We start from the raw sequence: 22,331 nt of genomic DNA, 5'->3' as shown, positions 1-22,331 counted from the left end.
TGAGGAATGTTCGATTACTTACTGTCTCGCGGAGCCTCGCTATGGAGTAGGCGCCTATCGAAGAATAAGGCATAGGTGCAGGTTAATCCTGCGTGATTCGCCTGAGCGCTGACCCGGGGCCGACCTGCGGCAGTGGTCGATCGTAGAAGAAATAGTCAATCACTTATCCCTTGTATGACGTCTGTGCGGTGTGTAACACTTCACACGCTCCGGGCCATCGGAGGGGCGGCCGCTGGTGCGGCGGACGAGAAATCGAAAGGAACGGCCACCAGTGACTGCCTCGCTGCGATCGCCTGCCGACAAGCAACCGCCACTGGAACCGGGCGAGATCGAGAAGTTGGTCGCCGGCGCTTCGGGATTGTGGCGGCGCCACCCTCAACGCTCGCTGGAAACGCTGGGCCGTCAAGTCACGCTGGGCCGCGAAGCGATTGTCCAACTGTTCGTTTCGCTGGTCCGGGGACGATTTCCCTACCAGGAGTTCATCAAGCAGTGCGCGTTCATGGCCGGGGTGTCGGCGGCCCCGACGGTGTTCGTGGCCATTCCGATCGCCGTCGTGGTCTCCATCCAGGTCGGCGCACTGGTGAATCAAGTGGGCGCCACGACATTCATCGGCGCGGTCGCGGGATTGGGCATCATCCGCCAAGGCGCGCCTTTGGTGTCGGCATTGATGGTCGCCGGTGCGGTCGGCTCGGCTATTTGTGCCGATCTGGGATCGCGCACCATCCGGGAAGAGATCGACGCGATGATGGTGATGGGGGTCGACCCGGTACGCCGCCTGGTCGCGCCCCGGCTCGCCGCGGCGGTACTGGTGAGCGTCTTGCTCTGCGGGTTCGTCGTCTTCGTCGGCTTCGCGACCGCCTACATGTTCAATGTGTACGCCCAATCCGGCACGCCGGGTTCGTTCATCAGCTCGTTCGCCTCCTTCGCGGTGGCCGACGACCTGATCATCGCCCTGGTGAAGGCCGCGATCTTCGGGGTGCTGACCGCGGTGATCGCCTGTGACATCGGTTTGCACGCGCACGGTGGCCCAGGCGGTGTCGCCAACGCGGTGAACTCGGCGGTGGTCAGTTCCGCGCTGATGCTGTTCGCCACCAACATCATTCTCACCCAGCTGTACAACACGTTGTTTCCGGCGAAGGTGGTGTGAGGGTGGCGAGCAGCTACACACCCCCGGCGCTGAAACCGCTGCGCACCGTCGGTCGGGCCGCGCTGGCGCCGGTGCACGCCAATCAGCGCCTGGGGCACCAGGCCATCACATTCTTCCAGGCCCTGGCCGCCATCCCGTTCGTTCTGCGGCACTACCGCCGTGAGGTGACGCGGCTGACGGCCGATATCGGCTGGGGCAACGGCTCGCTCATCGTGGGCGGCGGCACGATCGGCGTCGTCGTCATCCTGTGCGCGTTCGGCGGGATCATCGTCGGCATGGAGTCGTTCACGGCGCTGAACCTCCTCACGATGTCGCCGCTCACCGGCGCGATCTCCGGCTTCGCCACCACCAGGGAACTCGCGCCCATTCTGGCGACCTTGGCCTTCGCGATTCAAGCGGGATGCAGATTCACCGCCCAACTCGGCTCCATGCGGATCTCCGAGGAAATCGATGCGCTGGAGTCCATCGCCATCCGCCCGCTTCCTTATCTGATCAGCACGCGCATGATCGCCTCCACCCTGACCATCATCCCGCTGTACAGCATCGGTCTCGCGACCGCCTACCTGGCCACCAAGATCACGGTGCTGTTCCTGGGCGGAACGGCGGCCGGTACCTACGATCACTACTTCTTCCAGTTCCTGATCGGCACGGACGTCTTCTTCTCCCTGCTCAAAGTGGTGGTGTTCGTGATGCTGTCGACGTTCATCCAGTGCTACTACGGCTATGTCGCCACCGGTGGCCCGGAAGGTGTCGGGGTCGCGGCCGGGCGTGCCATCAAAATGGTGATCGTCGTGATGGTGTTCGCCAATCTCTTCCTGACATTGACCATCTGGGGTATCGATCCCGGATTCCGGATCTCGGGGTAAGGCCGACAATGATTCTGGACCCCAGTGGCCGCGGACCGAGCGCGAAGCAGTTGACCCTCGCCGGGCTGGCGGTGCTGACCACGGTCGCGGTGCTGCTGTACCTGCTGGCGCTGCGCTACACCGGCTACTTCGAGGACAAGGTGCCGGTGACCATCGTGCTCACCAGTACCGGCGACGGCTTGCCGGGCCGCGCGGACGTCAAGTTCCGCGGCATGGTCGTGGGCCGGGTGGCCGCGGTGGACGTGGTGGCCCGTGGCGCCCGGCAGCAGGCGAGCGTGGATCTGAAGCCCGGTGTGGCCGAAACCATTCCGGTGAATGTGACCGCCAGGGTGATTCCGAACAATCTGTTCGGCGTCACGGCGATCGAACTCGTCGACAATGGGCCGGAACCGAAGACGCTGCGCGCCGGTGCGACCATTCCGGAGGACACCGGCAGCGAGACGGTGGCGTTGCAGACCACGTTGAACGTGCTGCGCAACGTGCTCGACAACATCCAGCCCGAGAAGCTGGGCCGCGTGCTGGCCACCCTCTCGGCGGCGCTGGATCCCTCGGCGCGGGTTCCCGGCTCGACGATAGAGCGCCTGGACAACTGGCTGACCGAGATCAGGGCGACTCCCGGCGTCGACGCGCTGTTCGGGGATCTCGGGCGAGCGTCGATCGCGTTGAGCCAGTCGGCTCCCGAGCTGGTCGGGGTGCTGTCGGAGTCGGTGACCACCGCGCGGACGCTGGCCGAACGGCGAGCGAAACTCATCGACCTGCTGACCACCGGAAACGCGACGGTCGAAACGGTCAACGCGCTGTTCGCGCGTAATCCCGACGCGGGCAAGTTCCTCGTCTCCGGACTGGACGATCTGTTCGGTGGTCTGGCCAAGGATCCGGAAGCCATTCCCTACACCGCCGCGAACCTCAACGTGGCACTGCAACGGCTGGCCACCACGTTCCACTTCGGCCCGGCCAGACAGATGGTGTGGAAGATGGATGTCTCGTTCACGCCTTTCCAGCAGTACACGGCGAAGGACTGCCCCCACTACGGCGACCAGTACGGTCCCCGCTGCGGTGGAGCCTCTGTCCCGGAGGTGGCTCCGGAGCAGAACTATCCGCCGCAATTGATTCCGAAGTGGCTCGATGCGGCAGGCCCCGCACCGGTACCGGCCGCGCCCGCACCACTGGGTGCCATGGGGCTGGTGCTTCCGAGCCTGCCCGCGATTCCCGGTCTTCCCTTCATTCCGGGTCTGCCGTCCATCCCGAGTCTCTCGCCGACGCCGAATGCCGTCGCACCGACCGAGCCCGGCACGCCGGATCCCGGCACCACCGCGAAGCCGATCGCGCTGCGCGGATCCGATGCCGTGGCGGCGATCGTCGGAACGCGGCCGACCGTGGCGCAGTACCTGCTGCTGAGTCCGGTACTGGCCGGCGGATCGGTCACCGTAGCCGCCGACAACGAAGGGCCGGGTAAATGAAATCAGCCAAGGCCCTCGCGGGATTCAGTGTGTTCGCGGTGGTCGCCGTCGCGCTCACCTTCACCATCTGGTCCACTTTGCAGCGGTCGGTGGACGGCGACACCCATCGCTATTCGGCGGTCTTCTCCGATGTGCTGGGGCTGCGCGTCGGCGACGACGTACGCATGGCAGGCGTGCGGGTCGGCCGCGTGGACAAGATCGATTTCACCGACGGCTACCGCGCCGAGGTCGATTTCCGGCTCGATGAACGCCAGCATCTCACCACCACGACCAAGGCGCTGGTGCGATACCAGAACCTGATCGGGCAGCGCTATATCGCCCTGGCGCCGGGCAAGGAAGCGGGCACCGTGGTCGCGCCGGGGACCCGGATTCCCTTGGAGCGAACCGAGCCGTCGTTCGACGTGTCCGCGCTCCTGTCCGGATTCGAACCGCTGTTCAGCGTGCTGCAACCGGACCAGGTCAACTCCCTGTCCGAAACGTTGATCCAGGCCCTCCAGGGCAATCAGGTGTCCCTCGGCAATCTGATCGTGCAAGCATCCCAGCTCGCGGGCACCTTCGGGCAGCGCGACAAGATCCTGGGGGAGGTCCTGGGCAATCTGAGCTCGGTGATCGGTGGTCTCGCCCATCGCAGCGGCGAACTCGAGACGCTGCTCACGCAGGCCAGGGCGCTGGTGGAGGCCCTCTACTCGCAAGGAGAGAGCCTGAAGCACTCGGTCGACCGGGTAGCCGACACGACCGACGCACTGACCGGGCTGATCATGCAGGTCAAGCCCGGCCTGGCGAAGGCGCAGAACGACGCCACAACGGGTGTCGCGTTGCTGCTGCTCAACGGCGCCTCGCTGGACCGCGCCGCGGTCGAACTGCCCGCCGTCCTCAACGGCGTCGCCCGCTTCACCAGCAACGGCGCCTACGGAAACGCCTACCTGTGCAGCCTGGACGTGTCCCTGTGGGGTGTGCTGTTGCCTCCCGGACTGTTCTCCCAGGTGGGCGGTAACTCGCATTCGGAAGTGTGCCGATGATCAAAAGCATTCCAGCGCCGGGATTCCTGCGGAATCGATATCTGCGGCTCGGCCTGATCGCGGCGGCCACGGTGGCGGCGCTGCTGATCGGATCGAGTGTCTTGACTCAGGCCCGGCTGGGAGACAAGACCATCCACGTCGAATTCGCCCAGGCCGCCGGTCTGCGTCCCGGCGCGACGGTCGACGTATCCGGAATCGAGGTCGGCCAGGTGCACTCCGTTCGCCTCGAGGGCACCAAGGTCCTGGTGGATCTGAAGGTCCGCCGCGATCTGCGCTTGGGGCCGGATGCGCGCGCGGCCATCAAGATGTCGACGATCCTCGGCCGGTTACACGTGGACCTGGTGCCGGGCGACGGAAAAGGACTCCCGGGCAACCGCATTCGGATCGAGAACACTTCGGTGCCCTACAACCTGAGCAAGGTCATCCAGGACCCGAAATACAAGAACTCGTTCGAGCGCATCGAGCGCATCGATCCGCAGAAACTCCGCCAGGCGCTGGATCTGGTCGACCAGCAGATGGGGGATTCCCCGCAGCTGGCGGTCCAGGCGCTCGACAGTATCGGTGCGCTCGCCAAGGTCGTCACCGATCGCCGGGACGAGGTGGATTCCCTGCTGAAGAGCATGGACCAGGTGTCCCAGCTCGTCTCCGACAATCAGAACAGCGTGTTGCTGTTGCTGACCCGCGGAGAAGCGATCGGCAATGCGGTACGGCAGCGGCAGGATCTGCTGAGGCAATTGCTCGACAACGTCGCGGCCCTGTCGAGATTGCTGCAGCAGATGGGTCTGGAGAACAACGGACAGCTCGCGCCACTGATCCACGATCTGAACACCATGTCGGAGGGCCTGGAGAAGAACCGCGACAACCTGGACCGCCTCTACGAGAACATGCCCATCGCCCTGCGGCAGTTCAACAACGCCGTCGGCAACGGCCCGTACGGCGACGTGTGGGCGCCATGGTTCTTCCCGGACAACTGGCTGTGTTTCGCTCGAGCCGTACAGGGGTGCAACTGATGAGAACACGACGATTCGCCCAGATCGGTGGGCTGATCGTGGCCGCGCTGGTCACCGGGAGTTGCGCGCTGGTACCGGACAGCCTGACCTCGCTGCCCAGGCAATACCTCGGCGAGCACGTGCGCATCAGCGCCGACTTCGAGAATGTCGCCGGGCTCTACGCGGGCAACGAGGTGGCGGTGCTGGGCGTTCCGGTCGGCCGGGTCGACACGGTGGCGGCCAAGGGCAGCTACGTCCAGGTCACCATGAGCTTGGAGAAGGGAACGAAGATCCCGGCCGATGCCATCGCCGCCCTGGTGTCGCCGCAGCTGATCACCAACCGCCATGTCGAGCTCGCGCCGGCCTACGGCGGTGACGGACCGATCCTGGCCGACGGCGCGCACATCCCGCTGGCCAGGACTCGGACACCGGTCGAGCTCGACCGCATCCTGCAGAACTTCGACCAGCTCGGCGCGGCCCTGAAGGGTGACAACGAGAACGGCCCCATGGCAAGCCGGGTCCTGTTCCCGCTCCTGGACGGCAGCGGCGACCGACTGCGCGAGACATTGGACGCGCTGTCCTCGGCCTTCGAGGTGACCTTCGCCAACAAGGACCAGATTTCGAACACCATCATCAAACTCAATGAGATCACCCAGATCATCGCCCAGAACGACCAGACCGTGCGCGATTTCAGCGGCCGTCTCACCGAGCTGGTGCAGCTGATGGGTGACCAGGCGCCCGGCCTGCAGGCGGTACTGCAACAGCTGGACCAGTTCGTCACCAACACCGGCAGCCTGGTGGGCGAGAACTCCGATCAGCTCGCCGGTGCGCTGGAGCGATTCACGACGATCACCGAGCAGATGCGCGCCAACGCCCGCGGCCTCACCGAGATCGTCGACATCGGACCACTGCTGTTCGAGAACCTGTCCAACTCCGTCAGCCGGGAGCACCAAGCGCTGCGCCTGCACGCGCTGACCGACAAGGTCCTGCTCGACAACGAAGTCGTGTCGCAGTTCTGCGAGCGGATCCAGATGCGCCTCGACGGCTGCCGTACCGGGAAGATCCAGGACTTCGGGCCCGACTTCGGCCTCACCGCAGCACTTCTGGGGATCACGAAATGATCGGTACGCATGGGCTTCGACGCACCGCGATGGCGGCAGCGCTGGTCGCGACGGTGAGCACGGCGACCGGCTGCACCGTGACGGTGTCCAGTCTGCCGATGCCCAAACCCGGCATCGGCGCCCCGGGCTACCCGATTCGCGCGGCATTCCGTGACGCGCTCAACCTGCCCGATCACGCGCACGTGAAGATCGGTGGGACCGACATCGGAGTCGTCACCGCGATCAGCACGACCAACTTCATCGCGGAGGTGGAAATGCTGATCAGGGAGGATATCGAGCTCCCACGGGGCACCACCGCCGAACTGCGTCAGGCGACGCCGCTCGGAGACATCTTCGTCGCGATGACGTTGCCCGCGGCGGCAGCGGATGGTGCGAATCTGCGCGCCGGTGACATCATCGGCACCGAGCACACCTCGGCCGCCGCGTCCGTCGAGCAGCTGATGATGTCGGTCTCGATGCTCATCAACGGCGGCGGCATCAATCAGGCCGCGAAGATCACCTCCGAGATGGATTCGATGTTCGCCGGTCGCGCCCCGCAGCTGGCGCATCTGATCAGCGAGATGACCGCTGTCATCGCCGCGCTGAACCAGCGAACCGGAGACATCGACAACACCCTGACCGGCCTCAACGTGCTGACCGGGGAATTGGCCGGACGGAAAGCCGAACTGGGCGCGGCCGCCGACACGTTTCCGGCGTTGTTGGCGCTGTTCGCCGAGAACAACCAGTCCATCGTCGACCTGCTCGACAAAGTGTCGACGACGATGACCGCGCTCGGCGATTTCACCGAGACCACCGGGCCCCAAGCCGTCAGCCTCTTCGACAGCATCCAGCGATTGATGTCGGGCTTCACCCAGATGGGTGACGACCTGGGGGGAACCTTGGACGGCCTGCACACCCTGTACCCGTCGTTGATGGCGAGCCTGGACGGCCCCGCCTTGGCCGTCGCCGCGACGGTGTCCTATCTCAGTGTCGGCGCCTTGACCGATCCCAGCGGAAGCAGGGTGCCCGAGATCGGCGACGTGCCCGCGTTCATCGGCAGCCTGGCGCAGGTCATCGAGAAGGTGATCGGACGGGTCACCAGTCCTCCGCAACAGCCGCGGCAAGGGGGAGAACGATGAATCCTCCCTTGTGGCAGTGGCTCGTACGGCACCGCGTCGCGCTCGCCAACCTGGGATTGGTCGTGGTGCTGGTTCTCGGCGCGGTCTATCTCGGCGCGGAAGTCCTGCGGATCAATCCGCTGCCGAGCAACTACTCGGTGACGGTGGAACTCCAGTCGTCGGGCGGATTGTCGGCAGGCAACGACGTCACCTTCCGCGGCACCAGGGTGGGAAAGGTCCGCGAGGTGAAAGTCGCGGGCAGCGGCGTCGCGGCCGTCGCCGAGATCGACTCCTCGGCGAAGATCCCGGTGGGCGGCACGGTCGCCGTCGGCCGGTTGTCCGCGGCGGGCGAGCAGTACCTGGACTTCCGCCCGGACTCCGATACCGGTCCTTACCTCACCGACGGTGCGTTGGTGGAACGCTCCCAGACCACCGTCCCGGTGACGGTGCAGTCGGTGCTCACCAACCTCAGCGGACTCATCGGCGGCATGAACCCGGACCGGCTGACCATCATCGTCGATGAACTCGACAAGGCCTTGGCAGGCGGTCCCGACCAGTTGCGGAACATGGTGTCGGGCATCAGCCGTGCCATGGCCGGGTTGACCGAGCTGCTTCCGCAGACACGGCAGTTGATCGAGAACCTCGAGGTGATCGCGGAGACGACCTCGCATGCGCAGCCGGACCTCGCGACACTCACTCGCACGGGCGGTGTGCTGTTCGAGCAGCTGACCGCGGCCGACCAGGAGGTGCGTCACCTCCTGGACGAAGGGCCGGTCCAGCTCCGCACCCTCGGCGGTTTCGTCTCCCGCACCCAGGACCCCCTCACCGACCTGGTCACGAACTTCGTCGCGATCACCAAGGCCGCCAAGCTGCGCGCACCGGCCATCTCGGCCCTGTTCCCTGCGCTGCGGGTCGGCTCGGAGGCGCTGGGCATACCCGCCCACGACAACGCCTTCTACACGCTGGTCGACATCTGGCCGCGCCCCACCTGCGAGTACGACACCATCCCCGTCGTGCCCACGGACAAGATGACCGACACCAGGATCCGGCTCTACAACTACTGCGTCACCAGCGATCCCGCCCTGCAGGTACGCGGTTCGGCGAATGCGCCACGTCCCGACATCCCGGACAACGGGTCGGCCCGGCCGCCCGGCGTCACCGGCGACGAGCTGTCGCGCCCCGTCCCCGGCAACTAGGAGATTCCGATGAAGAGTGAAGACGCCGAGCCGACCCCCGAAGCCGAGTCGCGCGCGAGCCGATCGGAGGAGCGCCCTGTCGAGCCGGTGAAAGCCGGCTCCGAGGACACGACCGCTGAGCGGGTAGACGGCGGCGCGGCATCCGACGCGGGCGCCGCGGCATCCACCGGTCGTTGGAATCGACTGCGCCGTCTGCCGCTCGGGCGTCCGGGGCCGATCGCGCTGCGCTCGGCTGCCGCGATCCTCGTGGGCCTGTCGGTGGCCTGCGCCTGCTATTGGTACATCCAGAACGACAACAGCAAGGACCTGCTGGCGGCGCAGGAGGACGCGCGCGCCGCGGCCTGCCGTTACGCGCCCGTCCTGGCCAATTACGACTCGAAGAACCTCGACGCCTACTTCGCCGCAGTCGGTGACGGCGCCACCGGTGACTGGAAGAAACAGTTCGAGTCCACCAGCGCCGAACTGCGTGAGGTACTCGGCCAAGGCCAGGTCACCTCGGCCACACGCGACGTGCAGTGCGCGATCCGCGCCGGTGACGAGCACTCGGCGGAAGCGATCGTGATCATCGGCCAGACCATCACCAGTCTCGGCACCAAGGGCAAGCCCGCCCCGGGACAGCTCTCGATGGTGATGCGCCTGGAGAAGGTCGGTGACCGGTGGTTGGTGAACAAGGTCAACTCGCCGTTGGCCTTGCCGCCGCAGCCCTGACCGCAGGAACCGGGCTCGCGTGGAACCCGGCTTCGCGATGTGACCGCACGGGGAGCCGGACCGTCGCCCGGCCTGACCAAAACAAGAACAATCAACTACATATATTCAGTAATCTGCGGGAACATGGCTTCTCAACCTGGTGATTTACTGTTGATCCTTGCCGCCAAATCGGTAGAATGATCAGTAACATAAAGGCAAGGTCCGGTGTTCGACAGGGATCGGTGCGACTGATTCGCCTGGTCGCGCGACGTGTGAACACAGATGGAAGGACATCCCGATGACCGCAGTGGCTCCTCGATCCGATCGCGACCACGGTGTGCCGCTGACCAAGGATCGCACCCGGATCGGTATCAGCGTCACGCATCAACCGTTCACCAAGCGGCCCCTCGCGCTCACCGACGCTCTGGACTTCTGGTCCTTCGCGGGCGCCGCGGCGAACGTCGTCATGCAGATGGCCCGGCCGGGTGTTGGTTACGGGGTGGCCGAGAGCAAAGTGGAATCCGGATCGCTGATGAAGCATCCGTGGAAACGCGCGCGTACGACGACGCAATATCTCGCGGTGGCCATCCTCGGCACCGAGGAAGAGCGTAGGGCCTATCGCGAAGCGGTGAATGTGGCGCACCGGCAAGTGCAATCGGCGCCGGGAGCACCGGTCAAGTACAACGCCTTCGACCGCAACCTCCAATTGTGGGTGGCCGCTTGTCTTTACATCGGCTTCGAGGACACCTACCAGCTGTTGCACGGAAGAATGAACGACGAGCAGGCCGAAGCGTTCTATGCCTCATCCTCCACCCTGGGCACCACCTTGCAGGTGACGGAGGACATGTGGCCCGCCACCAGAGCCGAATTCGACGAATATTGGAACACCGCGTGCGAGCAGGTCGTACTGGACGACTATGTCCGGGACTACCTCGGGAACTTGCTCGAGCTGCGCATGATCCACTGGTATCTTCGGCTGCCTTTCCGCAATCTGCTCCGGTTTCTCACCATCGGATTCCTGGCCCCGATCTTCCGGGAACAACTGCGGGTGGAATGGACCGCCGCCGACCAGCGGCGCTTCGAGAACTTGTTCGTGTTCGTGTCCTTCGTCAACCGCTTCATTCCGCGCTTCATCCGCCACGGCGGATCGCACGGGCTGATGGTCGACCTGCGACGGCGCATCCGCAAGCAGAAGAACCTCATCTGAGGTCGGGTAGCTAAACCATTCGGCCGCTGCGGGACTCGGATTTGGCGAAATCGCGTCCTACCCGGTACATTCGTATGGTCAAGCTACCGAGCGATCGGTGGATAGGCACGAATACCCCCGAGCGAGCCCCGAACCGATGCAGACCGGTGCGGGGCTCGGTTGGTTCACACCGGCTGTTGGCTCGCCCAGGCTTCGGGCAATTCGGGCCTGCGCACGCTTTTCGAACGGCCTGCTCCGGTACCGCGGTCCGAGGTCGAACAAATCAGTCCGGCGGTTCTTGCGCCTCATCGGTGGTCAGTTCCGGGGCTATCTCCCGGGTGGCCATTCCACCGTGACGATCCTGATCTGTCGGGCCCGGCCTGCCTCCTTTGGGCTCGCCGCTGTTCTGGTCGTCCTTGTCGTTCTCGCGTGCCATCACAAACCCCTTTCCGTGTTGCTTCGATCTACCCACCCCGGTTCCCTTCAATCGGGCGGGGTGGCCGTGACCGGCGTGAGCACATCGACGGTGGTCTTGGATCGGGCGTTCATGCACGGTGAGCAGGACGTGGTCGAAGCGGGTACGCGTCTGCACCCCGGCGCCACCGAATTCGATCAGCGCGGCAACCAGCTGCTCGGCCACCACGCGCAATTTCGTATTCGTCTCCTGCGATCGCCAGGTCAGCACGCGGAACGCCTGATCGGCCGAGATCCCGTACACCAGCATCAAGGCGCCCTTGGCCTGCTCGATCACTTCACGCGCGGCCACCATTTCCGGCAGAGTCCCGTCGATGACTTCCTGGCGTTCCTCGTCGACGGTGTCGGTGACATCGATATAGAACCCCGCCGTACCGACCACCGCACCGGTGGCATCACGCATCTGATCTCCCACCACCAGCACGTGGTGCACGATTCCCGCGGTATCGATGATGCGGTGGCGGCCGCTGAACGGCAGCCCGGTTTGCACCGCCGTCGCCAGGGTGTCGGCGACCTCGGCTCGATCGTCGGGATGTTTATGGGCCAAGAGCAATTCCGTGGTCGGCGTCACCTCACCCGGCGCGTAACCATGCAGGGCCGCGACCTCGTCCGACCAAGTCCAGCGTTGGTCGGCGAACCAGAATTGGAAACTGCCCGTTCTCTTCGAGATCGGGACCGTCGGCGCCGGTCCCGATGGCGCGTTGTTCGTCACCGAATCAGTTTTCCCCGGTTCGGAATCGGTATGCGCCACGACCGGCACGGCAGCGCGTGAACCGCCTCACGAGCCACACTCGCGCGTGAATCACGCGCATTCGGCGTGATGCTCGTCGCGGAATCATCGTGGAGCCATGCCGATCCGATTGCGGCGGCGGGAGTATCCGGGCGCCGAGTACGCAACACCGTTCTTCGGCGGCGGCCGCGTACAACACGGTGTCGCGCGGTAAATCGGCGATACCCCGCGCTCCTCGCGCAGGCCGCGGGCGCAGCGGTCCGTCTGCGGCGCTCCTCCGATTTCGATCGTGCGGCGTTGTGGCGCGGCGAGGCATAGCGGGCGCAGGCGCGCCGGTGTGAGGATCATCGCGTCAGGGCGCCGTCGCCGGCGGCTTCAGCGCCGGTAACGCGGGTATCCGCCGCTCTGTGGTGGATTCTCTGCGACGGGCGGTCAGCACGCGCCTGCTGTTCTTCTTCATCCTCGGTGACATCCTGGGTGCGGGCGTCTACGTGCTGGTCGGGGCCATTGCACGGGAGTCCGGCGGCGCGATCTGGTTGCCGCTGCTGGTGGCGCTCGGTCTCGCCTGCCTAACCGCCGGTTCGTACGCCGAGTTGGCGACCAAGTATCCGAAGGCGGGCGGCTCGGCCCATTACGCGGGCCGTGCGCTCGGGCCTGCGGCCGGGTCGCTCGTCGGATTCTGCATGCTCGCGGCGGGTGTCGTGTCGGTGGCGGCGCTGAGCAGGGCATTCGCGGCGGATTACCTGCGCGCCCTGGTGAGTCTGCCCACCGCGCTCGTCGTGGTGGTGTTCCTCACCGCCTTGGCACTGCTCAACATCTCCGGGATCAAAGAGTCGCTGGGCGCCAACGTCGCCGCTACGTTGGTCGAACTCGGCGGGCTCGTGCTGGTCATCGGGCTCGGCGCGTGGGTGATGGTTCGGGGCGACGCCGATCCGGGCCGGCTCACCGAGGTGGGGACAGCGGAGCAGGGCGTTGTCGGCGCGACCCTCGCGGGCGCCGTCCTGGCCTTCTATTCGTTCGTCGGGTTCGAGACCTCGGTGAATCTGGCGGAGGAAGTCGCCGACCCGCGCAGGTCCTATCCGCGCGCGCTCTTCGGCGCGTTGCTCACCGCCGGTGGCGTGTACTTGCTGATCGGAGTGGTGGCCGGTGCGGCGGTCCCCACCGACCGGCTGGCGAACTCGAGCGGTCCGCTGCTCGAGGTGGTGCGCCTGGCCGGAGGCGTACCGGACAAGGTGTTCGCGGTGGTCGCCTTGGTGGCCGTGGCGAACGGCGCCCTGCTGACCGGCATCATGTCCTCGCGATTGGCCTACGGCATGGCTCGCGAGGGCCTGCTTCCGCGGGCGCTGGGCCGGATCCTGCCGGGCCGCCGGACGCCGTGGGTGGCGATCGGCGTCACGGCGGCGGTGTCGTTGCTGCTCGCGCTGACCGGGGAGGTGGCCTCGCTCGCGGAGACGCTGGTGTTGTTGCTGCTCGTCGTTTTCGCGGCGGTCAATGTGTCGGTGCTGATCCTGCGGCGCGAGGGCGACGAAGCGGAGCACTTCCGGGTGCCCGTCATAGTGCCTTGGCTCGGGTTGGCCTCCTGTCTGTTCCTGTTCACCCGGATCGACGGTGAGGTGTGGTTGCGGGGTGGCCTCCTGATCGGTATCGGAGTGCTGTTCGCGGCCGTGAACACGATCCGGGCCCGCCGCTCCGAACCGAACGGTCGTGAGGCCTTCCCGGCCCGGGGCGGGGCATGATGATTCGCGGCGACACGACCGCGTCCTTGCACGCACCATGAGGCCGGTGGTACACAAAATCTGTGAGTATCTAGGTAGATTTTCCTACGATCACACTCGGTGACCAGGCGTCGGGCCTGGACGCCATCGCCACGGCGCCATGGGCGCCGATCGCAGTACGGAGATCGGATCGGCAATCCCCACCCGCACCCATCCCGGAGGTTCCCACGCATGACCTATCCAGCGCACGGCGGCTCCTTGCTCGGCAGCAGAGTCCGCGGATACACCCCACGTCGAGACAACCCGTTCCCGGCGGCGCATCGGGTCCTCGCCGTACCGGACCGTCCCAGCGAATGGCAGCCGGGAATGCTCTGGTGGGACGCGAGCACAGTGCTGGTGACCTACCCGCGGCCGGAGGCGTCAGGACGCTGGAATACCGTGCCGCACTTGGTGTTACCGGTCGAAAACGGACGCCTGGCCTTCCGGATCTCCTCGCATTCGAGCGAGGCCGGGCACCTGGCACGCGACCGCCGGGTCATCGTGCAGGCGGGGGACTGGCTCGGCGAGCCGGCCCTCGGGTCGCGACAGCACCAAGGTATGGCCGAACTGCTGCGGACCGGACCGCTGATCGACCAGGTGCGGACCGGCATGGACACCAAATACGGAAGACGGGTCGGCTTGGCGCGCCTCGCGCACAGACTGGCCATGGGCGCGGCTCCCTATGGAGACGTCGTGGTCGTGGTCACGCTGCGCGAGAACCGGCCCCCCGGTCTGTGACCGCGCTCGAACCCGCTGTCGCAGATTGCCATCGGACTGGACACATGCACGGAGTGCTGTCCATACGATGGGGTCGTCGTGTCGCGGAAGGCGTGGCGCGCCGATGACCGACGGAGGTCGAAGTGAAGGTCCATCTACAGGTCACCGGAGCGCTGCGGCAGGTCGCGACCGACGCGCGGGAGCTGGCCGAGACCGGGGCCGACGGCCTGTTCACCTTCGAGGGCCCACACGACGTGTTCTTCCCCCTCGTCGTCGCGGCAGGCGCGACGACGCTGGAACTGATGACGAACGTGGCGATCGCCGGGCCGCGCAGCCCGATGCACCTGGCGCACGCGGCCTACGACCTGCAGGTCTACAGCGAGGGACGGTTCCGGCTGGGGTTGGGCTCACAGATCCGCGCCCACATCGAAAAGCGCTACGGCAGCACGTGGGGCGCGCCCGCGGAACGTACCGCGGAGAGCGTGGCGGCGGTGCGGGCCATCTTCGCCGCGTGGGAAGGCCGGGCGCCGTTGAACTTCCGCGGCAAGTATTACACGCACACTTTGCTGCCGCCCACGTTCGATCCCGGACCGAACCCCTTCGGTCCTCCGCCGGTGCTGATGGGCGCGCTCGGACCGGTGATGACCCGCAAGGCCGCCGAGTTCGCCGACGGGCTGCTGGTGATGCCGTTCAACAGCGAACGTCACTTCACCGAGCGCACCCTGCCCGCCCTCGCCGAGGGCCTGCGCCGGTCCGGCCGGACCTCGGACGGGTTCCCGGTGATCGCGCAGGTGATGGTCGCACTCGGACGCACGGAGGAAGCGCTGTCCGCCGCGATGGGCGGGGTGGGCTCCCTGATCGCGTTCTACGGTTCCACCCCCGCCTATCGTCCCGTGCTCGAGGTCGAGGGCTGGGAACAGTTGCACTCCACGCTCAACGCGTTGTCCAAGACAGGCGGTTTCGCCGAGATGCGGGCGCTGGTGACCGACGAGATGGTGCGCACGATCGGGGTGGCGGGCACACCGGAAGAGTGCGCCGCGCAGATCCGCACCCGCTTCGGCGCCGGAATCGAGGAGGTGTGCTGCTATTTCCCGGGCTACGCGCCGTCCGCGGCGGATGTGGCCGATCTGGTCGAAGCTTTGCACGACCGGAAGGCATGACTCGCGCCTGTAAAGGTCGAGGAGCGAAGTTAGCAACACCGGACCATCGTGGTCACCCGTTCGGCGCACGGTGCGCGAAAGCGTGGTGAGCCGGGCGCCGGGTCGCTTTGACTGCACAGATGCCTGTTCCACCCCATGCTCGCGGCTACGAAGACTTCGGCGGCTCGGTCGGTCGCACCACTACCGATTCGACGCCGGATTGGCGCTATCCGCCCACCGCCCCCGAGGGCGCTCCGAACATCGTCGTGGTGCTGATCGATGACATGGGATACAGCGATATCGGCCCGTTCGGCTCCGAGATCGAGACGCCGACGCTGAACCGGTTGGCGGCGAACGGTCTTCGGTTGACGAACTACCACACCACCCCGCTGTGCTCGCCGTCGCGCGCGTCGCTGCTCACCGGCATCAACGCCCACCGCGCCGGGTTCGGGTTCGTCGCCAACGCCGACCCAGGCTATCCGGGTCTTCGCCTGGAACTGGCGGACGACATACTGACGCTGCCGGAGATCCTGCGTAGCAACGGCTACGCCACCTACGCGGTCGGCAAGTGGCACCTGGTGCGCGACGCCACGATGAATCCCGCCGCCCACCGGGATTCCTGGCCGACGCAGCGCGGCTTCGACCGGTACTACGGCTCGCTCGAGGGACTCAACTCCTTCTACTACCCGAATCAGCTGGTCTCGGACTCCTCGGTCGTCGATATCGAGGAGTACCCGAAGGGGTATTACCTCACCGACGATCTGACCGACAAGGCCATCGCCTACATCAAGGACCTGCGCGCGCACGACGCCGCCAAACCGTTCTTCCTGTACTTCGCCCACGTCGCCATGCATGGTCCGCTCCAAGCCAAGCCCGCGGATCTGGCCAAATATCGCGGCCGCTACGCGAAGGGATGGGACGAACTACGCCGGAGCCGGTTCGCCGCGCAACTCGCCCAGGGCCTCTTCCCCGCCGGCACGCAGCAGAAACCGCGCAATACCGAACCGGGATACGAGGCGGCGGAGTGGGATTCGCTGACTCCCGCGCAGCAGCGGCGATTCGCCCGGTACATGGAGGTGTACGCGGGCATGGTCGACAGCATCGATCAGAGCCTCGGGCGCATCGTCGGCACGCTCGAGGAACTCGGCGAACTCGACAACACCATCGTGGTCTTCACCTCGGACAACGGCGGCACCGCCGAGGGCGGGCCGGAGGGCACCCGCACCTACTTCGCGGAGTTCGCCCACATCACCGATCCGGACTGGGTCGGCGACGTGCCGCACGACGAGGAGCTGATCGGCACCGCGAAGCTGGGTGTCCACTACCCGCGCGGATGGGGGCAGGCGTCCAATACGCCGTTCCGCTTCTACAAGGGCCAGACCTTCGCGGGCGGGGTGCGCGTGCCGTTCCTGATCTCCTGGCCGAAGGGACTGCCGCGCGGCAGTGACGACAACGGTATCCGGCACGAGTACACCTACGTCACCGACCTCGCGCCGACATTGCTGGAGCTGGCCGGGTTGCGGCGGCTGAGCGTGCGCAACGGTCTGCCCGCGAAACAGTTCGACGGCGTGTCGGCCGTGGCGACGCTGCGTGACCCACGGGCGGTGTCCGGACACACCGAGCAGTACTCGGAGATGATCGGGAACCGCGGGTTCTATCGGGACGGGTGGAAACTGCTGTCGCTGTACGAGCCGGGAACCGATATCGACGAGCCGGAGTGGCAGCTGTTCGACGTCCGCACCGATCCGACGGAACTGCACGATCTGTCCTGGCGATTCCCGGAGAAGGTCGCGGAGCTGGCCGCAGCATGGGACGAATCCGCCTGGGCGAACACGGTGTTCCCGCTGGTCACGCGCCAGGATCTGGCGCGGCGGCGGCCGGAGGAGGAGAGCTTCTCGGCCCCCGTCCGGCTGCTGCCCGGCACGCCGACCCTGGAACGGTATCGCGCACAGCGACTGATCGCTTACCGAGACTTCGTCATCGAGGCGGAACTCGCCGGCTACGCGTCCGGTGACGAAGGGGTTCTCGTCGCGCACGGTGATCCGCTGGGCGGTTATGTGCTCTACCTCGAGGACGGCCGGGTGACGTTCGGTCTGAACAGCTACGGCCGCTACGACAGCGTCACCACGCGACCCCTCGCCGCCGGGGCGCGGCACATCACCGTGCGCGCCACGGTGCGACCACGGCTGCGGTGGGATTTCACCGTGGAGATCGACGGCGTCCAGGTCGCACGGCTGCTCGATCAGGTCCAGTTGGTCGGCATGTCGCCGTGGACCGGAATCTCCGTCGGCGTCGACGCGCGCGGACCGGTGGCCTGGGATCTGCGCGAACGCCGCGGTACCTTCCGCTACACCGGCGCATTGCGCGCGATCACGTACACCCCGGGTCCGATCCAGGTGCCGCGCCGGACCATCGAAGCGGTCGAGCGGGAGGCGGAGTTCGTCGCCGAATGACTGCCGACCGGGCATCCCGGTGCCGGTAGGCGGTCCGTCAGTCGGCCTTTCCGAATACGTCCCCGTCTCGCAGGCCGACCAGCCCTCCTGGCCCGGCATATCGGGCTCGACGCCACCTGAACCAGGGGCTGTCACCACGCGGCACCCGATGGTGCGGCCGCCCGGTACCTCGCGACCGCGATTCGGGAAGGTGAGTGCACTCGGAGGGGATCGAGCGCACCCACCCTCGCGCCTCGGCGCCGGCTGAGCAGCGGGCACGGCCGACGCGGGCTGCGCCGGGACTGACCGACGGAGACGAATGCGAAAACCCCCGGAAACCCCGACCCGGGACCGACCTTAACGCCGCCGGTCCGGCGATGGCGGGAAAAACCGCAATTCGCCGTTCCTGAAACGGATTTCAGGTGACTTCAGGCTGCCTTAAGCCGCTGCCCGCGAAGGTGATCCGCATCTTCGGATCACAACTCGCATAGGAGGTTTCAGGATGAAGGCCATCGTTCGCCGGGCACTGTCCGGTCGGCGCGGGCTCCTCGCAGGCGCCGTTGTCGCCGCTGTCCTCGTCGGTGGGCCCGTGGCGCTGTACGCCGCCACCGATGATCAGGCGCCCGGCAAGCACCGCGTCGCCGCCTATCTGTCCGATCACGACTGGGAACTCACCGCGGCTCCCGCGATCGGCAGGCAGCAAGCCGTCGACAAGGCGCTCCGAGCCGTGCCCGGTAGCACCGTGGTCTCCGCCGAACTCGACGCCGAGGGGCCGACGACGGTGTGGGAGGTCGAGCTCCGCACGCCCGACGGCATCGAGCACGAGGTAACGATCGACGCGACCAGCGGGGCCGTCCTCGGCACGGTGAAACAGGACTGACGGCAGCACAGCGAAGGACGAGGAGCCCCAGACATGGTTTTGCGCAAGATCGCCACGGTATCGACGCTCGCAGTCGCGATTGCCTGCGTCTCGGCCGGACATGCCGTCGCCACGGCTCCGGATGCCGGTTCGGAAGTCGTCAACTACACCGCCACCACCTCCGCCGAGGGCGTGGTCGTCCAGATCGACTCGGGTTCATTGCAGGCCGAGAACGGGGTCTTCGCGATCGAGGCGACCGACGGCACGCTGCTGGCGGGCACGCCCCTCGAGTTCCGTGTCGACGATTTCGTCTTCCCGATAGCGGCCGACATCAGCGGACGGACCGCCACGCTCACACCACTGTTCGACCTCGAGCACGCGAAGTACCGGCCCGTCGCCCTTCCCTTCGAGGACTCGGCACACTGGAGGACGCCGTACGAGCGTGAAGTCGCGGCCTTCACCCGGCTCAAGGACACCATCGCGACGGGTGCCGCGATCGGTACCGTCGTCGGCGGCCTGGGCGGCGGCCTCGTCGGATGTGTGCTCGGTGGCATCGCGGGCGCCACGGTCGCGGCCGCGACGATCGTGGGTATGTTCGGTCCGTTCATTCCGGCCGCCGCCGTCGGCTGCCTGGGCGGCATCCTGGCAGTCGGCGCCCTTGGCACGCTCGCCGGACAACTGTTCATCACCGCGCCCGTCGCCGTCGCCGCCCTAGTCCAGTACTTCACCACGGTCAACCAGCCCTTCGTCCCCCCGGCCAAGTAGGTCTCCGGCTGGACGCACCCTCGAATATCGTGCCGCGCCAGGTCGGACTGCCGGGACCTGGCGCCTCGGGCTGTTTCGCCGCTCGGAGACCGGGCAGCTATGAGATATGAGCACACGACGCGTCACCCCCGGCCCCGACCACCACGGTGACTGAATGCGATTGCGCCGTAGCCGACCGTATGACGGCGGAGTCGAACGTGTCCGGCGCGGACGCGGGTTCGCTTACCGCACCGCGCAAGGCGAACCCGTCGACGACGCGACACTGGAGCGCATTCGCGGGCTGGTGATCCCGCCGGCCTGGCGGAAGGTGTGGATCTGCCCGCACGAGAATGGGCACATCCAGGCCGTCGGTGTCGATGCGGCGGGCCGGCGACAGTACCTCTACCACGAGCAGTGGCGAAAAGAGCGCGACGAGGAGAAGTTCGACCGGGTCTTGGCGCTGGCCGGGCGGTTGCCGGAGATCCGCGCACAGGTGGGGGAGGATCTCACGCTGCGTGGCACGGTCCGGCGGCGGGTCGAGGCGGTGGCCATCGACCTGGTGGATCGCGGAGTGTTCCGGGTCGGGGGCGAGGAGTACGCCGAGGAGAACGGCACCCGGGGAGTCGCGACGCTACTGCGTGAACAGGTCCGGGTATCCGGAGAGCGGATGCTCTTCGATTACGTGGCCAAGGGTGGCATCCGGCGACGAGTGAGCGTCCGGGATCCGTTGCTCGCCAAAGCCGTTCGGTCCCTGCTGCGCAGCGGGTCGGACTCCGACCGGCTGTTGGTGTACCGGGAGGGCGGCCGATACGGCGAATTGCGCGCCGACGACATCAACGCGCGTTTCCGGGAACTCGCCGCGTGCGAATGCAGCGTCAAAGACCTGCGCACCTGGCAGGCCACCGTGCTGGCCGCGGCCGCGTTCGGTTCGATCGACCCTCCGGCCGGCGGCCGGGCGCGTAAACGCGCGGTACGGGAGGTCATGGACGAGGTGGCCGCCGCGCTCGGCAACACGCCCGCGGTGGCCCAGGCGTCCTATGTCGATCCGCGGGTCGTGAGGGCCTTCGAGAACGGCACGACAGTCGCCGCGGCACTGCGGCGCGCCGACCGCGCCGATTCCGCCGATGCGCAGCGGGCGATCATCGACAGCGCCGTCATTCGCATGCTCCGTCGGATGCGGTGAGACCCCGCGCCCGGTCAGCGCTCGTCGAGCGAGGGCAGGACGGTCTCGCGCATGATCAGCAACACGGCCGCGGCGACGGGAATCGCCAGCAGAGCGCCGATGATGCCCAGGAGCGCGCCCCCGAGCAGCACCGCCACCACGGTGACGAGCGCGGGCACGTGCACCGCGCGGCCGATGATGCGCGGCACCAGAACGTAGTCCTCGACCAGGCGCAACGCGATGAAGAACACCACGGTCGCCACCGCGACCGGCAGGGAGACGGTCAACGCGACGAGGGCGACGATCACACCGGCGAGGGTGGAACCGACGACGGGGATCAGGTCGAGCAGGGCGACCAGCACCGCCAGCAGCAGCGGGTAGGGCACGTCGAAGATCAGCAGCCAGACGCCGGTCAGCACGGCGGTGATCAGGGAGATCACCAGGTTGCCGAGGATGTAGCCGCCGACCTTGGCGAAGATCTCGTCGCCGATCAGAATCGCGCGGGCACGCCGGGAGCGCGGGAAGAGCCGGTAGACCGAAGCGCGCACCTGCGTGAAATTCGCCATGAAGTAGGCGGTGAGCACGGCGACGATGATCGTGCTGCTGACGATCGAGAACACCGCGCGCCCCGCGTCCAGCACTCCGGTGGTCAATCCGGAGGAGTCCGATTCGAGCGTCTGCTGCAACCGCTGCTGTAGATGGAATCGCTCGTCGAGGGTGTGGATGAGGGGGTAGCGGTCGGCGAGGTGGGTGACGTAGTGCGGCGCGTTGTGGACGAGCGCGTCACCTTGCGTGATCAGCGGTGGTATCGCCGCGGCCAGGAATCCGGCGAACAGGCCGAGCCCGACGAGGTAGACGGTGGTCACCGCCGCCCAGCGCGGGAACCGGGGCCGTACCAGCCGCGACACCAGTGGCTCCATTCCGATGGCAAGGAACAACGCCACCACGATCAGGATCAGCGTCGCTCCGGCGGCGAGCACGGTGCGAATGGCGGCGTAGGTCAGCGCGACACCGGCGGCTCCGGTCATCCCGACCATGAACGGCGAGCGCCGATCGAACCGGCGTCCGGGCCGGCCGAGGGGAAATTCCGCACTGCGCGACCGCGCGGCTTCGGCCTCGGCGGCGACGATCGGGCCGGCTTCGCCGGCGCCGTGGGGTTGCGCGATGTCGCCGCTGTGGCCCGCGTCGGCGGTATCGCGTGCCGGACGTTCGTCGTCCGTAGCGTCTTTTTCGGACATGCTTTCCGTCCGATCGATGAGTGAGCTGGTCCGGGATGCACAGCGCGGCTTACCCGCTGCACGCTCGGCCAAACGCGGCCGATACCGAGGCGGTTCGCGCTATCGGCCGGTCGAGCGGCGGTTCGGCGATCACCCGGGGAGTCGGGCCGTACTCGCGGTCCGCCGTAAGGGTTCTCCGGACGACGATGGGCGCCGGATCGCGTGTTCACGGCCGGGAGCCTCATCGGACGCGGGAGCCTGCCGGGCACCTACGACATCTCGCGAATCCATTCCCGGCGAACACCGTGCATCGCCGATCCCGCGATCGGTAAGGG

Annotated in this window: 18 protein-coding genes and 1 pseudogene; 17 read left to right on the top strand and 2 right to left on the bottom strand. The window is 66.8% G+C overall.

Going from position 1 to position 22,331, the window contains the following annotated elements; genetic code table 11:
• Positions 1-313 precede the first annotated feature (313 nt).
• The 10 genes from ON29_RS16680 to ON29_RS16635 all read left to right on the top strand — a co-directional run bounded on the left by ON29_RS16680 (position 314) and on the right by ON29_RS16635 (position 10,789).
• Entirely contained in the window at positions 314-1,147 is an 834-nt protein-coding gene (locus ON29_RS16680; RefSeq protein WP_040867357.1) for an MlaE family ABC transporter permease, read from the top strand.
• Between the two features lie 2 nt (positions 1,148-1,149).
• Positions 1,150-2,013, top strand: coding sequence for an ABC transporter permease (locus ON29_RS16675; protein WP_040867264.1), 864 nt, complete (start codon positions 1,150-1,152; stop codon positions 2,011-2,013).
• Positions 2,014-2,021: 8 nt separating this feature from the next.
• Positions 2,022-3,473, top strand: a complete 1,452-nt coding sequence (locus ON29_RS16670; RefSeq protein WP_040867263.1) for an MlaD family protein — start codon at positions 2,022-2,024, stop codon at positions 3,471-3,473.
• Positions 3,470-4,492 carry an MlaD family protein gene (locus ON29_RS16665; protein WP_040867261.1) on the top strand — a complete coding sequence of 341 codons (1,023 nt, stop codon included), beginning with the start codon at positions 3,470-3,472 and terminating at the stop codon, positions 4,490-4,492. The genes ON29_RS16670 and ON29_RS16665 overlap by 4 nt, the downstream gene beginning before the upstream one ends.
• Complete coding sequence (locus tag ON29_RS16660) at positions 4,489-5,502, top strand: MlaD family protein (protein ID WP_040867355.1); 1,014 nt, start codon at positions 4,489-4,491, stop codon at positions 5,500-5,502. Before ON29_RS16665 ends, ON29_RS16660 begins: the two co-directional genes overlap by 4 nt.
• Positions 5,502-6,602: an MCE family protein gene (locus tag ON29_RS16655; RefSeq protein WP_040867260.1), complete on the top strand. Its 1,101-nt coding sequence runs from the start codon at positions 5,502-5,504 to the stop codon at positions 6,600-6,602. Before ON29_RS16660 ends, ON29_RS16655 begins: the two co-directional genes overlap by 1 nt.
• Positions 6,599-7,720, top strand: coding sequence for an MCE family protein (locus ON29_RS16650; protein WP_040867258.1), 1,122 nt, complete (start codon positions 6,599-6,601; stop codon positions 7,718-7,720). Before ON29_RS16655 ends, ON29_RS16650 begins: the two co-directional genes overlap by 4 nt.
• Positions 7,717-8,895 (top strand): MCE family protein, encoded by a 1,179-nt coding sequence (locus ON29_RS16645; protein ID WP_040867257.1) that lies wholly within the window; start codon positions 7,717-7,719, stop codon positions 8,893-8,895. Before ON29_RS16650 ends, ON29_RS16645 begins: the two co-directional genes overlap by 4 nt.
• A 9-nt stretch (positions 8,896-8,904) precedes the next feature.
• Positions 8,905-9,603 carry a hypothetical protein gene (locus tag ON29_RS16640; protein WP_040867256.1) on the top strand — a complete coding sequence of 233 codons (699 nt, stop codon included), beginning with the start codon at positions 8,905-8,907 and terminating at the stop codon, positions 9,601-9,603.
• Positions 9,604-9,880: 277 nt separating this feature from the next.
• On the top strand, positions 9,881-10,789 hold the full coding sequence (locus tag ON29_RS16635) for an oxygenase MpaB family protein (RefSeq protein ID WP_051175288.1): 909 nt from the start codon (positions 9,881-9,883) through the stop codon (positions 10,787-10,789).
• Between the two features lie 520 nt (positions 10,790-11,309).
• Here ON29_RS16635 and ON29_RS16630 read toward each other — a convergent pair.
• Positions 11,310-11,954, bottom strand: a pseudogene (locus ON29_RS16630) (PAS and ANTAR domain-containing protein); the annotation flags it as partial.
• 425 nt (positions 11,955-12,379) lie between these two features.
• Between ON29_RS16630 and ON29_RS16625 the strand changes: the two are divergent.
• The 7 genes from ON29_RS16625 to ON29_RS16595 all read left to right on the top strand — a co-directional run bounded on the left by ON29_RS16625 (position 12,380) and on the right by ON29_RS16595 (position 20,800).
• Positions 12,380-13,708, top strand: coding sequence for an APC family permease (locus ON29_RS16625; protein WP_085994895.1), 1,329 nt, complete (start codon positions 12,380-12,382; stop codon positions 13,706-13,708).
• Positions 13,709-13,918: 210 nt separating this feature from the next.
• Positions 13,919-14,464: a hypothetical protein gene (locus ON29_RS16620; RefSeq protein WP_040867253.1), complete on the top strand. Its 546-nt coding sequence runs from the start codon at positions 13,919-13,921 to the stop codon at positions 14,462-14,464.
• Positions 14,465-14,586: 122 nt separating this feature from the next.
• The gene (locus ON29_RS16615; protein ID WP_040867251.1) at positions 14,587-15,603 is read left to right on the top strand and encodes a TIGR03617 family F420-dependent LLM class oxidoreductase; all 1,017 of its coding nucleotides are present in this window, start codon (positions 14,587-14,589) and stop codon (positions 15,601-15,603) included.
• Between the two features lie 119 nt (positions 15,604-15,722).
• On the top strand, positions 15,723-18,035 hold the full coding sequence (locus tag ON29_RS16610; protein WP_040867250.1) for an arylsulfatase: 2,313 nt from the start codon (positions 15,723-15,725) through the stop codon (positions 18,033-18,035).
• A gap of 481 nt (positions 18,036-18,516) precedes the next feature.
• Positions 18,517-18,894 carry a PepSY domain-containing protein gene (locus tag ON29_RS16605; RefSeq protein ID WP_051175287.1) on the top strand — a complete coding sequence of 126 codons (378 nt, stop codon included), beginning with the start codon at positions 18,517-18,519 and terminating at the stop codon, positions 18,892-18,894.
• Positions 18,895-18,927: 33 nt separating this feature from the next.
• Complete coding sequence (locus ON29_RS16600; RefSeq protein ID WP_040867249.1) at positions 18,928-19,638, top strand: DUF8020 domain-containing protein; 711 nt, start codon at positions 18,928-18,930, stop codon at positions 19,636-19,638.
• A 154-nt stretch (positions 19,639-19,792) separates the two neighbouring features.
• Positions 19,793-20,800, top strand: a complete 1,008-nt coding sequence (locus ON29_RS16595) for a DNA topoisomerase IB (RefSeq protein ID WP_040867248.1) — start codon at positions 19,793-19,795, stop codon at positions 20,798-20,800.
• A 14-nt stretch (positions 20,801-20,814) separates the two neighbouring features.
• Here the strand turns inward: ON29_RS16595 and ON29_RS16590 are convergent, their stop codons facing one another.
• Complete coding sequence (locus tag ON29_RS16590; protein WP_083863612.1) at positions 20,815-22,017, bottom strand: AI-2E family transporter; 1,203 nt, start codon at positions 22,015-22,017, stop codon at positions 20,815-20,817.
• Positions 22,018-22,331: the final 314 nt, after the last annotated feature.

The organism is Nocardia exalbida NBRC 100660 (assembly GCF_000308575.1).
GTDB lineage: Bacteria > Actinomycetota > Actinomycetes > Mycobacteriales > Mycobacteriaceae > Nocardia > Nocardia exalbida.
Note: the sequence above shows the minus strand (reverse complement) of the source record. Positions and strands in the feature narration are given on the sequence as shown.

Excerpts from the sequence above, each read along its gene's own strand:
- ON29_RS16670 (WP_040867263.1), top strand. The coding sequence starts at position 2,022 with ATGATTCTGGACCCCAGTGGCCGCGGACCGAGCGCGAAGCAGTTGACC.
- ON29_RS16665 (WP_040867261.1), top strand. The coding sequence starts at position 3,470 with ATGAAATCAGCCAAGGCCCTCGCGGGATTCAGTGTGTTCGCGGTGGTC.
- ON29_RS16660 (WP_040867355.1), top strand. The coding sequence starts at position 4,489 with ATGATCAAAAGCATTCCAGCGCCGGGATTCCTGCGGAATCGATATCTG.
- ON29_RS16655 (WP_040867260.1), top strand. The coding sequence starts at position 5,502 with ATGAGAACACGACGATTCGCCCAGATCGGTGGGCTGATCGTGGCCGCG.
- ON29_RS16650 (WP_040867258.1), top strand. The coding sequence starts at position 6,599 with ATGATCGGTACGCATGGGCTTCGACGCACCGCGATGGCGGCAGCGCTG.
- ON29_RS16645 (WP_040867257.1), top strand. The coding sequence starts at position 7,717 with ATGAATCCTCCCTTGTGGCAGTGGCTCGTACGGCACCGCGTCGCGCTC.
- ON29_RS16640 (WP_040867256.1), top strand. The coding sequence starts at position 8,905 with ATGAAGAGTGAAGACGCCGAGCCGACCCCCGAAGCCGAGTCGCGCGCG.
- ON29_RS16635 (WP_051175288.1), top strand. The coding sequence starts at position 9,881 with ATGACCGCAGTGGCTCCTCGATCCGATCGCGACCACGGTGTGCCGCTG.
- ON29_RS16620 (WP_040867253.1), top strand. The coding sequence starts at position 13,919 with ATGACCTATCCAGCGCACGGCGGCTCCTTGCTCGGCAGCAGAGTCCGC.
- ON29_RS16610 (WP_040867250.1), top strand. The coding sequence starts at position 15,723 with ATGCCTGTTCCACCCCATGCTCGCGGCTACGAAGACTTCGGCGGCTCG.
- ON29_RS16605 (WP_051175287.1), top strand. The coding sequence starts at position 18,517 with ATGAAGGCCATCGTTCGCCGGGCACTGTCCGGTCGGCGCGGGCTCCTC.
- ON29_RS16600 (WP_040867249.1), top strand. The coding sequence starts at position 18,928 with ATGGTTTTGCGCAAGATCGCCACGGTATCGACGCTCGCAGTCGCGATT.
- ON29_RS16595 (WP_040867248.1), top strand. The coding sequence starts at position 19,793 with ATGCGATTGCGCCGTAGCCGACCGTATGACGGCGGAGTCGAACGTGTC.
- ON29_RS16590 (WP_083863612.1), bottom strand. The coding sequence starts at position 22,017 with ATGTCCGAAAAAGACGCTACGGACGACGAACGTCCGGCACGCGATACC.